16 protein-coding genes are annotated in these 15,050 nt (G+C 62.7%); 10 read left to right on the plus strand and 6 right to left on the minus strand.

Annotated features, from left to right (window positions below; genetic code table 11):
- Positions 1-218: 218 nt before the first annotated feature.
- The 4 genes from AC6I97_RS18950 to AC6I97_RS18965 all read right to left on the minus strand — a co-directional run bounded on the left by AC6I97_RS18950 (position 219) and on the right by AC6I97_RS18965 (position 3,014).
- Positions 219-1,289 (minus strand): alkene reductase, encoded by a 1,071-nt coding sequence (locus AC6I97_RS18950; protein WP_497945999.1) that lies wholly within the window; start codon positions 1,287-1,289, stop codon positions 219-221.
- 90 nt (positions 1,290-1,379) lie between these two features.
- A complete protein-coding gene (locus AC6I97_RS18955; RefSeq protein WP_497946001.1) occupies positions 1,380-1,970 on the minus strand; it encodes an SIS domain-containing protein in 591 nt (196 codons plus the stop codon).
- A 69-nt stretch (positions 1,971-2,039) separates the two neighbouring features.
- The gene (locus AC6I97_RS18960; RefSeq protein ID WP_497946003.1) at positions 2,040-2,555 is read right to left on the minus strand and encodes a hypothetical protein; all 516 of its coding nucleotides are present in this window, start codon (positions 2,553-2,555) and stop codon (positions 2,040-2,042) included.
- A gap of 237 nt (positions 2,556-2,792) precedes the next feature.
- Positions 2,793-3,014 (minus strand): hypothetical protein, encoded by a 222-nt coding sequence (locus AC6I97_RS18965; protein ID WP_224091288.1) that lies wholly within the window; start codon positions 3,012-3,014, stop codon positions 2,793-2,795.
- Between the two features lie 134 nt (positions 3,015-3,148).
- On the opposite strand from AC6I97_RS18965, the gene AC6I97_RS18970 reads away from it, so the two are divergent.
- A complete protein-coding gene (locus AC6I97_RS18970) occupies positions 3,149-4,324 on the plus strand; it encodes a zinc-dependent alcohol dehydrogenase (protein ID WP_497946007.1) in 1,176 nt (391 codons plus the stop codon).
- 65 nt (positions 4,325-4,389) lie between these two features.
- On the opposite strand, the gene AC6I97_RS18975 is transcribed toward AC6I97_RS18970, so the two are convergent.
- A complete protein-coding gene (locus AC6I97_RS18975) occupies positions 4,390-5,403 on the minus strand; it encodes an SDR family oxidoreductase (RefSeq protein ID WP_497946008.1) in 1,014 nt (337 codons plus the stop codon).
- Between the two features lie 116 nt (positions 5,404-5,519).
- Complete coding sequence (locus AC6I97_RS18980) at positions 5,520-7,196, minus strand: purine-cytosine permease family protein (protein ID WP_497946009.1); 1,677 nt, start codon at positions 7,194-7,196, stop codon at positions 5,520-5,522.
- 208 nt (positions 7,197-7,404) lie between these two features.
- Between AC6I97_RS18980 and bioB the strand changes: the two genes are divergently transcribed.
- The 9 genes from bioB (at position 7,405) to AC6I97_RS19025 (ending at position 14,959) form a co-directional block, all read left to right on the plus strand.
- The gene (gene bioB / locus AC6I97_RS18985; protein ID WP_309927112.1) at positions 7,405-8,439 is read left to right on the plus strand and encodes a biotin synthase BioB; all 1,035 of its coding nucleotides are present in this window, start codon (positions 7,405-7,407) and stop codon (positions 8,437-8,439) included.
- Between the two features lie 134 nt (positions 8,440-8,573).
- On the plus strand, positions 8,574-8,681 hold the full coding sequence (gene bsaP, locus AC6I97_RS18990; RefSeq protein WP_497947200.1) for a biotin synthase auxiliary protein BsaP: 108 nt from the start codon (positions 8,574-8,576) through the stop codon (positions 8,679-8,681).
- Positions 8,678-10,042, plus strand: coding sequence for an adenosylmethionine--8-amino-7-oxononanoate transaminase (gene bioA / locus AC6I97_RS18995; protein WP_497946012.1), 1,365 nt, complete (start codon positions 8,678-8,680; stop codon positions 10,040-10,042). The genes bsaP and bioA overlap by 4 nt, the downstream gene beginning before the upstream one ends.
- An 8-nt stretch (positions 10,043-10,050) precedes the next feature.
- On the plus strand, positions 10,051-11,214 hold the full coding sequence (locus AC6I97_RS19000; RefSeq protein WP_497947204.1) for an 8-amino-7-oxononanoate synthase: 1,164 nt from the start codon (positions 10,051-10,053) through the stop codon (positions 11,212-11,214).
- Positions 11,211-11,894 carry a dethiobiotin synthase gene (bioD, locus tag AC6I97_RS19005; RefSeq protein ID WP_497946013.1) on the plus strand — a complete coding sequence of 228 codons (684 nt, stop codon included), beginning with the start codon at positions 11,211-11,213 and terminating at the stop codon, positions 11,892-11,894. Before AC6I97_RS19000 ends, bioD begins: the two co-directional genes overlap by 4 nt.
- Positions 11,891-13,045, plus strand: coding sequence for a cytochrome P450 family protein (locus tag AC6I97_RS19010; RefSeq protein ID WP_497946015.1), 1,155 nt, complete (start codon positions 11,891-11,893; stop codon positions 13,043-13,045). Before bioD ends, AC6I97_RS19010 begins: the two co-directional genes overlap by 4 nt.
- A 10-nt stretch (positions 13,046-13,055) precedes the next feature.
- The gene (locus AC6I97_RS19015; RefSeq protein WP_224166643.1) at positions 13,056-13,556 is read left to right on the plus strand and encodes a very short patch repair endonuclease; all 501 of its coding nucleotides are present in this window, start codon (positions 13,056-13,058) and stop codon (positions 13,554-13,556) included.
- 333 nt (positions 13,557-13,889) lie between these two features.
- Positions 13,890-14,270, plus strand: coding sequence for an Hpt domain-containing protein (locus tag AC6I97_RS19020; RefSeq protein ID WP_224091274.1), 381 nt, complete (start codon positions 13,890-13,892; stop codon positions 14,268-14,270).
- A gap of 89 nt (positions 14,271-14,359) precedes the next feature.
- The gene (locus AC6I97_RS19025; protein WP_223936112.1) at positions 14,360-14,959 is read left to right on the plus strand and encodes a helix-turn-helix domain-containing protein; all 600 of its coding nucleotides are present in this window, start codon (positions 14,360-14,362) and stop codon (positions 14,957-14,959) included.
- The last annotated feature ends 91 nt before the right edge of the window (positions 14,960-15,050 follow it).

A 15,050-nucleotide genomic window follows, 5' to 3' on the forward strand; every position in this document is an offset into this window, starting at 1 on the left:
CCTATAGGAACGGGCGCGCACAAGCCCGGGACGTCTCCCGCACCAGCTATCTCACCCTGTCACATTCCGCCCCCACTCCCCCAACTAGGTCGCAGCAGCGCGCGTTTTGAGCCGTCAAAACGCGCGCTGCTGCGACCTAGTTGGGCAGGCACACGTTAAAGCACGACGCCGGCACTCGCGTGAGTGCCGACGTCGCGGTCTTGCTGGGTTCTGCGGGGTTAGTTGGCGTAGAACGGGTAGTCCGTGTAACCCTTTGCGCCCTCGGCATAGAACGTGGACGCATCCGGCTCGTTGAGCGGAAGGCTTTCACGCCAGCGGCGCGCGAGGTCCGGGTTGGCAATGGCTGGGCGGCCAACCACAACACCGTCCGCGAGGCCATCGGCCACCAATGCAAGAGCTTCCTCGCGCGTCGTGATTTGGCTGAATCCAGTGTTCACCAGGAAGGTGCCGTTGAAGCGTTCGCGAAGATCCTGGACCAGGGCGCCCTTGGGGTCGTGGTGCAGGATGCTGAGGTACGCCAGGTTGAGCGGCGCAATAGTCTCCACGAGGACTTCGTAGGTAGCGCGGACGTCGGCTGCATCCGTCTCGGCGATGCCCTGCACATTGTGTTCCGGGGAGATGCGGATGCCCACGCGGTTTGCACCCAGTGCCTCAACCACCGCATTGACGGTCTCGATTACAAAGCGCGCGCGGTTCTCCGGGGACCCACCATAGCTGTCGGTCCGGATATTGGAGTTGGGCGCAAGGAATTCGTGCAGCAGGTAACCGTTGGCGGAGTGGAGTTCCACGCCGTCGAATCCTGCCTCGATCGCGTTCTTGGAAGCAGTGACGATCTCCTGGATGACTGACGGCAGCTCATCGGTGCGGAGTTCGCGGGGCACCGGGTAAGGCTGCTTGCCATTGGGCGTGCGGACATCGCCCTCGATGGCAACAGCACTCGGGCCCACGATTTCGTGGCCGCCTGTGATGTCCGCGTGCGAAACGCGGCCACCGTGCATGATCTGGGCGAAAATGCGTCCACCCTCCGAGTGAACGGCGTCGGTGACCGTCTTCCACCCTGCAATTTGCGCTTCCGTCACCAGGCCAGGCTGGCCCGGGTACGACTGACCGGCCGGCGTCGGGTATGTTCCCTCGCTGACGATCAAACCAAGGGACGCGCGCTGCCGGTAGTGTTCGGCGATCAGTGACCCCGGGACTCCCTCAGCACCGGCCCGCAGCCGGGTCAAAGGCGCCATCACGAGTCGGTTGGGAAGTTCAAGCTCACCGAGGGCCAAGGGGGAAAACAGCATGCGCAGTTCCTTTCAGAATGAATCAGGTTCATTCTGGGCAACTGTGCAGCGTCTGCAACTATTCCTGGTGAGAGGCAGATCACAGGCTGTTTAGCCCTGGCCCCGTAGCTTCATGGCGTCGTCGAAGCATTCGCAAAGGGCCAGCACGGCAACAAGGTGCGCTTCTTCAGCATGCGGCGGATCAGTGTCGATGCAGATCGCCTCGTTGACCGCCTGGGCAAGGTCTTTGGACTCCTTGCCGGTCAACGCCCAAACACGTGCTCCGGCGGCCTTGGCAGCGGCAGCGGCCTCCCGGAGATCATCCGTGATTCCCTTCGCAGCGAGCAACACCACGATATCGCCGCGGCGAACCTGCCCTCGAATCTGGTCGCTGATGCTTGCGCGGTCGCCGTCATTGGCGCTATTGCTGACAGATATGGCCTTGAAGGCAGAACCATCGCCAGGCGAACCATGATTAGCATCGTGGGCCGCCAGTTCGGAGGTGAATCTCTGTGCCTCGTGGGCAGACCCATCGCTGCCGGCAGCAAAAACGCTTCCGCCACGAATACGGACACGGGCCAATTCCTCACCCCATTCAGCGAGCCGCGACGATTCACGGCGCAGGGCCGCTACCGCTGGGCCGATCTCGCCCAAATGGCCAAGAACGACGTCAACTGCATGCCTGTTTTGCCTTGAATCCATCGGGCGCACCACCTGTCCCGGTCGCCTTACCACGATGCTCACTTCCTGCCTCCGTTTCACCGTAGGAACTTACACGTTCCTATCTCCGTCCCGCCTGGAACTGTCCCGCCTGGATGCGTCCCCCACAGAGTCGTCCCGCAAAGGCTCTTCCCTGACACTTTCCCGTGCCGAGCGATCCCGTGTTAGCCGTTCGTCACGCGAACCCATGTCACGGTCACGTTCACGATCGGTGTCGTTCTCCCGGTCGCGGCCGGTCCTGACATCGGGGTCCACCTTGTCGGCATGGCGCAGGTGCTCCTCAACGCGGCCACTGGCTTCTTCGGCTTTCTCCGCGTGCCGATCGGCTTCGCGCCGGAGCCGGTTGGCCTCGACTTCTGCCTGAACGGCAGCAGCCTCGGCTTGTGCCGACTGGGCCTTCGCCTGGTGTGCGCCGACGGCCTCCTGGTCTGCCTTCTCGCGCAGTTCCCCTGCGCGACGGCGATTGAGCTCCGTCTTCTTCTTACGCCCAACTACTACCGCAATAATCACAGCTGCGACTACGACGACGGCCAACACGATGATCAATACCAGTTGTCCTGTGTCCATGTGGATTGCCTCCCTCGCGAACGGCTTTGTTTGGGCGCCGCCCCTAGCCCATGCTGTGCTTAGTACCCAAAGTTGTACCCATCCCGTGCTCGTTCCAAACGCTTTCTGATCACGTAGACAGCTATCTCCTCTCAGCTTAACACCAATTATCAGGTTACTTACTAAGTGGCGCGCGCAGATGACCCGGGACGGTCGCCGCGGACCGCCGTCGTTCTACTGCTGCAAAATCAGGCGCGTTTAGCTGCCCGTCGGCTCTGGATGCTCCCGGGCGCGCTTCTCCTCCGGCGTCTCGCCGCTTTCATCAGGGATGAAGGTAGGGTCCACTTCGGTAGTGAAGTCACCCGTCCCGGCGCTGCTGCCCTCATGCTCGACGTCGGCAGGTACCGCGGGCTTTGAGGCTTCAGAGGGCGCTGCGCTTTCGGAAGACGTTTGGTCCGGTTCGCTCGATGCTTCGCTCATAGCCTCAATCTAGGCCGGGCATCCGGGGCTGTCGAGGCTACCGAAGACCTTGTGCGCCGCTGCCAACTCTGCTTCGCTGGGAAGGTCTCCTGCAGCGCGGGACACCTCCAGCCCCCAAAGCAGGGAGAGCGATTGTGAAAGCAGTGACGTGGCAAGGAAGACGCTCAGTGAGCGTTATTGATGTCCCCGATCCCACCATCCAGGAACCCACGGATGTCCTCGTCCGAATAACATCTTCAGCCATTTGCGGCTCGGACCTGCACCTCTATGAAGTCCTCGGCCCCTACATGCACAAGGGCGACGTCATCGGCCACGAGCCCATGGGAATCGTCGAAGAAGTGGGTCCGGAGGTCCACCGGCTCAAGAAGGGCGACCGGGTAGTTGTGCCTTTCAACATCTCCTGCGGCCGGTGCTACATGTGCAACCAAGGCCTCCAGTCGCAGTGCGAAACCACGCAGGTCAAAGCCAAGGGCACAGGGGCCGCACTCTTTGGATACTCCGAACTCTACGGCTCTGTCCCGGGCGGCCAAGCACAGTACCTGCGTGTGCCTTTCGGGGACTATGGGCCCATCAAAGTAGATTCAGACCTCCCGGACGAGCGCTATCTGTTCCTCTCGGACATCCTGCCCACTGCGTGGCAGGCCGTGGAATACGCGAACGTCCCCGAGGGCGGCACGTTGGCGGTTATGGGACTCGGCCCCGTGGGCCAGTTCGCCTCCAGAATTGGCGTCCACAAGGGTTTCCGTGTCATTGGCGTAGATCCCGTTCCCGAGCGCCGGGTCATGGCGGAAGAACATGGGGTGGAGACGATGGACTACGGCCCGGACGTTGCCGCCCGGATCCGCGAACAGACCCTCGGCCGGGGCCCCGACGCGGTAGTGGATGCAGTGGGCATGGAAGCCCACGGCTCCCCGGTCGCATCATTCCTGCACCGGGCGGTTTCCCTGCTCCCTGACAAGCCGGCGCAGGTAGCCATGGAAACGATGAGCGTGGACCGCCTTGCTGCCCTCCACACAGCTGTGGATATGGTGCGGCGCGGCGGCACCGTTTCACTCAGCGGCGTTTACGGTGGCCAGGCCGATCCCATGCCGCTGATGACCATGTTCGACAAGCAAGTCCAACTCCGCATGGGGCAATGCAACGTCCGCAACTGGACTGACCAGCTGCTCCCCTTGGTAGAGGACGACGCCGATCCGCTGGGAGTCATGCATCTGGTCACCCACACTGGTGGCCTGGACGATGCACCTGACTTGTACGAGAAATTCCAGAAGAAGCAGGACGGCTGCATCAAAGTGGTGCTCAAGCCCTGATCTCGTGAAGGACCTGGCGGTGGAACTGCCTGGCTGGCTATACCGGCTGGATACCAGGAGGCTCCCTATGCGAGGTGCCTCCCGCCGGTAACCCCAATAACCGAGCCGGAAATGTAGCTGGACTCCTCTGTCGCCAGGAGCACATACGTCGCGGCAAGTTCAGCAGGCTGACCGGCCCGGCCGAGGGGTGTGTCCTGCCCGAACTTTACGATCTTTTCCTCCGGCTGGGTTGGTGGCTGCAATGGGGTCCACACCGGCCCCGGAGCTACCGCATTGACCCGGATTCCCTTAGGACCGAGGGACTCTGCCAACGAGAATGTCATGCTGTTGATGGCTGCCTTGGTGGCGGCGTAATCGATGAGCGAGGGACTCGGATGGTAGCCCTGGATCGATGAGGTGTTGATGATCGAGGACCCCGGCTGCAAATGGGGCAAGGCCGCCTTGGTAAGCCAGAAGAGCGCATAGACGTTGCTCTTGAAGGTCCGGTCGAACTGTTCGCTGCTGAGGTCTTCGATCCCCTCGCTGGTAGTCATTTGGAAACCTGCATTGTTGACCAGAACGTTCAGCCCATCAAATTCCTCGATGGTTTGGGCGATGACTTCCTGGCAGAATTCCTCGTCCCGCAGATCTCCCGGCAGCGCGAGGGCACGGCTGCCCGCGGCCTCGATCAACTGGACGGTCAATTCGGCGTCCTGTTCCTCTTCCGGCAAATACGTGAACGCCACATCTGCGCCTTCACGGGCGAAGGCAATGGCTACGGCCTTCCCAATCCCGCTATCGCCGCCAGTAATCAGGGTCCGGAATCCCATCATCCGGTGATGGCCCACGTAGCTTTGCTCCCCGTGATCCGGGCGCGGGATCATTGCCTCGGTCCAGCCCGGGTAGTCCTGGGTTTGCGGTTCGAACTCCCCCGACGGATACATCGTCCGTGGATCTGACGCGTCTTCAGGATCCTCCGCCGGGTTAAGGACGTGGTTTTCCAACGCCATCACGATGTCCTCGTCGAGGTCGGTTGTTGACTCGACCTGCCTGGATTCCTCGCCCTGCCCGGCCTCTTCGTTCCGCTCATCCTGTGCCATGCCTCATTCTAAGCACCCTGACTATTCGCACACAGCGTCAGCCCAACTAGGTCGCATTAGATGCCGTTTTGAGGGCCCAAAACGACATCTAATGCGACCTACTTGGGGCAGCGGGCCTATTTTTGGGCCGGCAGCACCAGTGCGCCTGACTTATCCGTGGACAAGGCAAGGGAAGAGATGAAGCGGGGTTCGCCGTCGGGACCGTCCTGGCCTGAGCGGAGCATGTCCGGGCGTTCGAACTCAAGTCCGGTGACGTGGCAGAGGAGCTTCTCGTCGCTGGGGTTTCCGTCGGCGTCGAACATGGGAAGGTCAATCCCGTCATCGGTGCGGCGGAGGTAGTAACGGCCACGTGTTGCCAAAGCCAGGACCGGGGGAAGTACCAAAGCAAGGACGACGGCGAAAATTGGCGAGTACGGCTGCACTGCGGCACCGAAAGCCCCAAAGAAGACCGCGATGGACACCCCCGCCGACACCAGCATGGAAACGAAACCGACCGGGTTGACGGCGTAAAGCATGCCCCGGCGGAACTCAGGAACCTTGGGCGAGATCTTCAGGAGGTACTTGTTGATGGCGATATCGGAGGCGACTGTGACCACCCAGGCCATGGCGCAGTTGGCGTAGAAGCCAAGGATCGTGTTGAGGAACTCGAACATGTTCGATTCCATGAGGACCAACGCGATCACCAGGTTGACCACCACGAACACCATGCGGCCCGGGTAGGTCTTGGTGATGCGGGTGAACGAATTGGTCCAGGCAAGCGAGCCGGAATAGGCGTTGGTGACGTTGATCTTGATCTGCGAGATGACCACCAACACAACGGCAAGGGACATCGCGAGCCACGCAGGCATCATCTCCTGGTACACGCCCAGGAACTGGTGGACTGGTTCGTTGGCGTGCACGGACGCGGCGGGGTCCAGCCGGGCGATCAGATAAATGGCAATAAACATGCCCACCACCTGCTTGATGGCACCGAAAATAACCCAACCGGGTCCGGCAAGAATTACGGCACGCCACCAAGCGCCCTTGTTCTCCGCGGTCTTGGGTGGCATGAAGCGCAGGTAATCGATCTGCTCGGCGATCTGGGCCATCAGCGAAAGGCAAACACCGGCAGCCAGCATCACGGAGGCGAGATTGGTGCCGCCCCCGCCCGAAGCACCGGTGTACGCGAAGAAGACGTCGATGCTCTCCGGGTGTGACAGCAGCAGATAGCCAACGGGAACCACCATGAGCAGCAGCCACAAGGGCGTGGTCCACACTTGCAAAGTAGCAAGGGTCTTCATCCCGTAGATCACCAACGGAATGATGATGATGGTGGACACGGCATAGCCAAGCCATTGCGGGACGCCAAGCCCCAATTGCAGGCCCTGGGCCATGATGGAACCCTCGAGCGCAAAGAAGATAAAGGTGAAGGTCGCGAAAATGATGTTCGTGACCACTGAACCGTAGTAGCCAAAGCCTGACCCGCGCGTGATGAGGTCGAGGTCGATGTTGTAGCGGGCGGCGTAGTACGCCAGCGGAAAGCCCGTGGCGAAGATGATCACTGCGGCCACGATGATGCCGACGATCGCGTTCACGGTGCCGTAGGCGATGCCGATGTTTGCCCCGATCGAGAAGTCAGCCAGGTAGGCGATCCCGCCCAGCGCACTGGTCGCCACCACACCCGCGCTCCACTTCCGGTAGGAGCGCGGGGCGAACCGGAGCGTGTAGTCTTCCAGGCTCTCCTTCGCCGCGCTCATCGCATCGGCGTTCCCCGCCGTCGTAGCTCTTTGGGTGTCTGTCAGAACGTCGCTCATCCGGGCTCACTTTCAAGATTCGTGGTCGGTGCTTCGCCAACGACGCTAGTCACGCGGCGGGTCAAATCAGTCACAACGATGTTTCACAGCTGTAACTTCTGCACCAGCTCTTTCACCCCTAAGCCATAAGGGCGCTCCAAAAACCGTGAGTCCACTTTGTGCGGACCCCACAAAATCGCGTAACGCGCCCACGGATACCGTCAAGTCCATGACGACCCAAACAACTGATCGAACCCCAGCAGGCGCTGCCTACGCCATCCTGGACATCGCACGCGAGCAGGTCCTTGAGCGTGGTGAAGGCCTCAACGAAGCCCAGCTTGTGGAGATCCTCCAACTTCCTGACGAAGCGATACCCGCGGCCATGCAGCTCGCCCACGAGGTCCGGCTGAAGCACTGCGGCGAGGACGTCGAGGTTGAAGGCATCATCTCCATCAAGACCGGCGGCTGCCCTGAAGACTGCCACTTCTGTAGCCAGTCCGGCCTGTTCGATTCCCCTGTCCGAGGCGTCTGGTTGGATATCCCCGAGCTGGTGAAGGCCGCCAAGGAAACAGCCGCCACCGGCGCCACGGAGTTCTGCATCGTCGCAGCTGTGCGTGGCCCGGACATCAAGCTCATGAACCAGATCAAGTTCGCGATTGACCGCATCAACGAGGAAGTTGAGATCAACATCGCCTGCTCCCTGGGGATGTTGACCCAACGCCAGGTCGACCAGCTGGCCGAGTGGGGCGTCCACCGCTACAACCACAACCTCGAAACCGCCCGCAGTTACTTCCCCGAGGTCGTCACCACACACAGCTACGAGGAACGGCTGGACACCTGCAACATGGTCAAGGCCGCCGGCATGGAACTGTGCTGCGGCGCCCTGATCGGCATGGGCGAAACCCTGGAGCAGCGGGCCGAACTCGCCGCCCAGCTGGCGGCTTTGGAACCGCACGAAGTTCCGCTGAACTTCCTCAATCCGCGCCCTGGAACGCCGCTGGAAAACCAGGGCATCATGGACGGCAAGGACGCCCTCCGCGCCATCGCCGCCTTCCGGCTCGCCATGCCCCGCACAGTGCTCCGCTACGCTGGCGGCCGCGAACTGACCCTCGGGGATCTCGGAACCCGCGATGGCTTGCTCGGCGGCATCAATGCCGTGATCGTGGGCAACTACCTCACCACCTTGGGCCGCCCCGCCACCGCCGACCTGAACCTCCTGGTGGAGCTCAACATGCCCATCAAGGAACTCCAGAAGTCACTATGACCGCGGTTGGCGCAATGACGGCGGACTACTGCGGGCATTGCGGGGGCGCGCTTGCCGGCACCCAAGGCGAGCGCCCGACGTCGGACCCCCACCCGACGTCGGACCCCCACCAGGGCTGCAACCAACGGTTGGCGATGGAACCGCCCAGGTATTGTGCGCAGTGCCGCCGCCGGATGAAGGTCCAGGTGACGCCGCTGGGATGGTCGGCAGAGTGCTCGCGTCACGGACGGTTGTCCCGATGACGTCGCTGATCGAGCGGGAGTCCCTGATCGAGCGAGGTTCCTTGATCGAGCGCGATCGGGCGAGCCTGTGGCATCCTTACGCTCCGGCGTCCGGGACGCTGCCGCTCTGGGAAGTTGAAGCGGCCGACGGCGTGGCGCTGCGGCTTCGGGACGAGGACGGCCGAAGGCATGAGGTACTGGATGCAATGTCGTCGTGGTGGTCGGTGATCCATGGGTATCGCCATCCTGTGCTGGATGCCGCGGTTCAGCGCCAGTTGGAGTCCTTCAGCCATGTGATGTTCGGTGGGCTGACGCATCAGCCTGCAGTGGATCTTGCGGAGAACCTGCTGGCGCTGGCACCAGGCGAGCCCGGCCGTCGGTTGGAGCGCGTGTTCCTGGCTGATTCCGGTTCCATCTCAGTGGAGGTTGCCCTGAAGCTGGCGGTGCAGTTCCAAACAGCGTCCGGGCGTCCACAACGGCAGCGTTTCCTGACGGTCCGCGGCGGCTATCACGGCGACACGTTCGCGGCGATGGGCGTGTGTGATCCCGTTGACGGTATGCACTCCGCGTTCCCTGGTTTGCTGGCGGATAACGTGTTCGCGCCGCGTCCTCCAGCCGCGGCGACGGCCAGCCCAGCAGTTATCAGTGAGTGGCGGACATCAGTTGAGGAGCTGGCACGTGAGCATTCCAACGAGCTCGCCGCGATCATTGTGGAACCTGTCCTGCAAGGGGCCGGAGGGATGTTCATCTACCCGGCAGAGTGTGTGCGAATCCTCCGTGAGGTGGCTGACGAGTATGGCCTGCTGCTCATCCTGGACGAGATCGCCACTGGTTTCGGACGAACAGGCGAGTTGTTCGCGGCGAACGATGCCGGCGTTGTCCCGGACATGCTATGCGTCGGCAAGGCGCTCACGGGTGGGTACATGACGCTGGCCGCAACGTTGTGCACGGGTGAGGTTGCCCGGGTGGTCTCCAATGGTGGTGCTGGTGCACTACTTCACGGTCCCACATTCATGGGCAACCCGCTCGCGTGTGCCGTGGCCAACGCGAGCCTCGGACTACTGCGGGACGGGGATTGGCGCGCAGACGTTGACCGCGTGGGCGCAGGCCTCGCGGAGGGCTTGGCCCCGGCGGTGGGGCTCGACGGCGTGAGGGACGTCCGTACTATCGGCGCTGTGGGCGTCATTGAGTTGGCGGACGCGGTGGACGTCGCTGCAGTGACCCGGGCTGCGATCAGGCAGGGAGTGTGGATCCGTCCGTTCCGCAACCTGGTCTATACGATGCCGCCGTACATCAGCTCAACCTCCCAGATCAGGACCATCACCGCGGGCATGGTGGCGGCAGTCTCCGCGGCCGCAGACAGGCTGGGGGCCAGAGCATGAGCCTCTCCATGACCGCCTGGCTGGAGCAACAGGCAGAGGTCCGCGAGCGCCGTGGACTCGTGCGGAGGCCGACAGTGCGAGGCCCGCAGGGCGGACCTCGCCGGATGATCGACCTCGCAAGCAACGATTACCTGGGCCTGTCCACGGATCCACGCCTGGCGGCGGCTGCCATGGACGCGATCAGGCGCTGGGGCACTGGCGCTGCATCGTCCCGGTTGGTCACCGGCACCACGGAGCTGCATCTTGAGTTGGAGCACCACCTTGCCCTGTTCACCGGAGCGGAAGCTGCGTTGGTGTTCTCCTCCGGCTACCTCGCCAACCTGGGTGTCACCACGGCTTTGGGTGGTCCCGGAACGTTGATTGTGGCAGATGAGTACTGCCATGCCTCGTTGATCGATGGTTTGAGGCTGAGCCGCTCCCAGATGCGGGAATTCAAGCACAATGACGCTGCGGATGCGGCACGCCTCCTGGCGGAACGGACACAGCCGCGGGCCCTTGTTGTTGTGGAGTCCATCTACAGTGTGGGCGGGGATGCCGCTCCCCTACAGGAGTTGTTCAGCCTGGCCCAGGAACACGATGCCGTGCTGCTGATCGACGAGGCACACAGCCTGGGCGTTGCCGGCGTTGGCGCCTTTCAGGGGCGGGGCGCGGTGGCGGGTACCAGCCTCGCGGACCATCCGGGCGTTGTCCGCACGGCCACCTTGTCCAAAGCATTGGGGAGCCAGGGCGGGGTGGTGCTCGGCTCCAGCCTGCTGCGGGAGCACTTGGTGAACCGCTCGCGGAGTTTCATTTTCGACACCGCGTTGGCCCCGCCCGCAGCGGCTGCTGCCGTGGCCGCCGTCGGGATCATCCGGCAGGAACCTTGGCGCGCCGCGGCCGTCCATCACAACGCAGCCGCTCTCGCCGCCCGACTGCAACCCGCGCTGGAACTCCCAGCCGCCGTCGAGCGGTGTGCCGGAGCGGTGCAATCCATCCCCATGCCTTCAGCGGAAGCTGCCTTGGCTGCGAGCCAGGCCGCGTACGCTGCCGGCGTCCAGGTGGGCTGTTTCCGGCCACCATCGGTGCCGGACGGAATCTCCCGCCTGCGACTCACGGCCCGTGCCAACCTCACCCCCACCGACCTCGACCACGCCTGCGCAGTGCTGCGCGACATCCTGGAGCGAACCTCATGAAACTTCCCCGCATCATCCTGGTGACCGGTACCGATACCGGCGTCGGGAAGACCATCACGACGGCGGCACTCGCCGCGGCGCTGAAGCAACGCGGCTGCTCGGTAGCGGTCTACAAGCCCTGCCAAAGCGGCAACGGGGACGGCGATTCGGACTGCGCGGAAGTAGTGCGGCTTGCCGGCCCGCTTACGGCCGAGGCCGGCATCGTACTCGAACAGCCGTTGGCTCCCGTCCCCGCGGCTGCCTGTGATGAGGTGGTGCTGCCGCAGCTTGCTTCGCATGCCCGGCGAATCCGTGCACTGGCCAACACGCACGACCACGTCCTTGTGGAAGGTGCAGGCGGGGTGCTGGTTGAGTTGGACCACGACGGCGGGACCCTGGCTGACCTGGGCACCCTCCTGGGCGATTCGGCTGGCTTCGCCGTTGTGGCACGGCCGTCGCTGGGCACGTTGAACCACACGGCGCTGACGCTCGAAGCCCTCGATCGGCGGGGCCTACCGGTGGTCGGTGTTGTGCTTGGCAGCTGGCCTGCTGTCCCTGGCGCTGTGGAGCGCAGCAACCGCGCCACCATCTCCGACTGGCCGGTGCCGCTGCTGGGTGCCATCCGGCAGGAAGCCGCCGGAATGGACCCGGGCGAGTTCCGCGATCACGCGCCCTCCTGGCTTGCCGGGGTGCCGGCATGAGCACCGTTACTGCATGCCCCTATAAGGTGCTGCGCGATCCGGACACCGTCCGCGAGGTCCTTCACCGGCCCGAAGACTTCAGCCCTGCCAATGCGCTTCTGGCAGTGACACCCCTGAGCGGTCAGGCTCTCCGCGTCCTGCAGAAGGCGCGCTTCGCCCTTCCACCCGTTCTGGCCAGCAACCACTCCCCCTCACATGCAGCTATCCGCAAGGTAGTGGCGGGCTTCTTCACGCCTGCCAAGGTGGCCGCCATGGAACCGCGCATCCGGCAGCTCTCCAGGGAGTCGGCCGCGGCCGCAGCCCAGGTCCTTGATTCTGCGGGAAATGTTGATTTGGTGCAGGCAGTGGCCGTGTATCCGCCGGCAGTCATCATGTTGGAGATGCTGGGGCTTCCCGTTCGCGACCTCCCCCGGTTGAAAGCGTGGAGCCTGGACTCCCTTGAGTTGTTCTGGGGCTGGCCGGATTCTGAACGGCAGCTCGAGCTGGCCCAGACCGCTGCGGACTTCTACAGCTGGCTGCGCGAGCTGGTCCTGGAATCGGTGGAGGCACCGGTAGTTCCCGGTACAACAAACCTGTTCAGGGCACTTGCAGACCACGGCCTCAGCACGCCGGAGATCTGTTCCTTGGGCTACTTCCTGCTCATCGCAGGCCAGGAGACCACTACGCAGCTCATCAGCACCACGCTCTTCCGTCTGGCCGAGGGCTCGCGCGGAATCTCCTGGGACGAAGCCTCTTCCAGCGCCAAAGCCCGCGGGATTGTTCGTCATGTGCTGGCCACCGAGTCTTCCGTGCCCACTTGGCGGAGGGTGGCCGCCCGCGACACCGAGCTGAATGGCGAGCCAGTGCTCGCCGGGGAAGAAATCCTGGTGGAGCTGACCGGGAACCACGGCTTTCCCTGGGCGGCCGGTGAAGGCAGCGGTGAGTCTGCCGGGGAAGCCACCGACCATCAGGGACCCACGCCCTACGGCTTGGCCTTCGGCTCCGGAATCCATCGATGCCTTGGTGCCAAACTCGCCGAGCTGGAGACCGTCGTCGTGGTTCAGGAAACCACCGCGGCGCTGAAGGGGATCCGGCTCGGGGACCCCAACCCCGAATGGCTCCGTTTGCTATCGTTCCAGGCTCCCCGGACCGTGACAGTAATCCCTGGGTAGGCTGGACTGTATGGGCGAGAGCCGGGACTTGCTGACGCCGGAGCAGCGTAGCCGAAACATGTCCAGGATCAGGGGCAAAAACACCAAGCCCGAGTTACTGGTCCGCAAACTCCTGCATGCCAAGGGGTACCGCTACCGGTTGCATGGGCAAGCCGGCGGGACCAAGCTGCCGGGTCGGCCGGATCTGGTGTTCTCCGGCCGTCGTAAGGTCATTTTCGTCAACGGCTGCTTCTGGCACTTCCATGATTGCAAGGTCGGCCTGCACTCCCCCACTGCCAATGCGGCCTTCTGGGAAACCAAGCGCACGCGGACCCGTGAACGCGATCAGATACAGAGGGAACAGCTGCGCGCTGCCGGCTGGGACGTCCTGACGGTGTGGGAGTGCGAGTTGCGGGACAGCTCAGTCCTCGAAGAACGCCTGACGGGGTTCCTGGAGGGGCCGTTGGAGGGCCATTCGCCCTATGGCGCCTTCGGCCCGGCATTCCCGGCGGACCCAGCGGAGTCCGATTGATTAGTGCTGTTGTGTGACCCTTGCTCCCACAACGCATACGCCGACGTTCCACCAATACCCAGCAGCACCGTCAGGCACAACACGATGATGACCATGAGCCCCGCTGAGGGTCGAACATCACCGTTCATGCTGATTTCCAATCCTTTACCCACGCCTTGATCCCCCCGCTTCGGCAATTACTCCATTTCCTTTACTTACTTTCAGCGACTTCGATCAAGACTCCCTCTGAGTCCGCTCAAGATTGGATCAAGCTTTCGCATTGGGGCATTTCGATAGTTCCCCGGGACCTACTGTTGAATCGTGCATCTATTGTTCGGAGGCGGGAGGGGTTTGGTGTCTGAGTATGACGAGTGCACAGACTCACTGGTTGATCCCACCGTCCTCACCGAACTCCAGGCAGAGCTTGGCGGAGACCGGTCCATCGTCACCAGGTTCGTCCGCAACTACATCGATCTCCTGCCGTGGCGGGTTGGCCGCCTGCATCACGCACTGAACAACCTGGACATTGAAGACGCCATGGACGCTGTACTGAGCCTGAAGACTTCAAGCCACATGGTGGGGGCCATCTGCATGCGCCGTTTGGCCACGGAGTTGGAAATCAGCATCAGGCTCCTCCCCAATGCCGGGCACCTTCAGGAACTGAGGGAGCAAGTGCAGACGATCGAGGCCTTCGTGTTCGGTACGATTTGCGAACTCCAACCCTCGATCTCGTAAAGATCTTCACGAAAATAAAGAAAACCATTGACTCGCTGAAAATCTTCACTATAGTTGTGTGAGTTAGCTCACCAACGAAGGATGCGGCAATGACTACCGAGACTCCTGCACCGCCAGCCACCAGCGAACTGCTGGCAACTGTGGGGAACAAGGTGCGCACCATGCGCAAGGCAAAGGGCATGACCCTCGCCCAGCTCTCGGACATCACCGGCCTCAGCCAGGCGATCGTCAGCCAAATCGAACGCGGAATGGCCAACCCTTCCTTCACCACCCTCGCCCAATTGGCCCACGGCCTGGACATCCCTGTAGGGAGATTCTTCATTGGCCAGGACCAGTCCACCTCACCTGTGGTCCGCAGATCCGAGCGACGCAACCTCAAGAACGTCACCCGTGAATCCGTGGGCGAAGCCGTACATGAATTGCTGACTCCCAACCGCGACGGAAGCATTGAAGCGCAGTGGATCAGCACGCCCCCAGGGCACGACACCAGCGCAACCCCTTTTACCCATAGTGGTGAAGAGTTCTGCTACATCATTTCCGGCCGTAAGGACGTCTATCTGGACGGCGTCTGCTACAGCCTGGAAGAGGGCGACTCGATCACCTACTCCTCAGAGATCCCCCACTGGTACAAAAACAGCTACGAAGAGGTATGCGTAGCCATCTGGGTCAACGCACCACACGCGTGGTAACACTGCTGCCCCTTAACGGCGCCAGCGTTTTCCCTTAACTGTCCGGACACGAACCGTGGCCGCAGACAATCCTTGCCACTTTCGCACGAAG

This window comes from Arthrobacter sp. TmtSoilC48 (assembly GCF_059739425.1).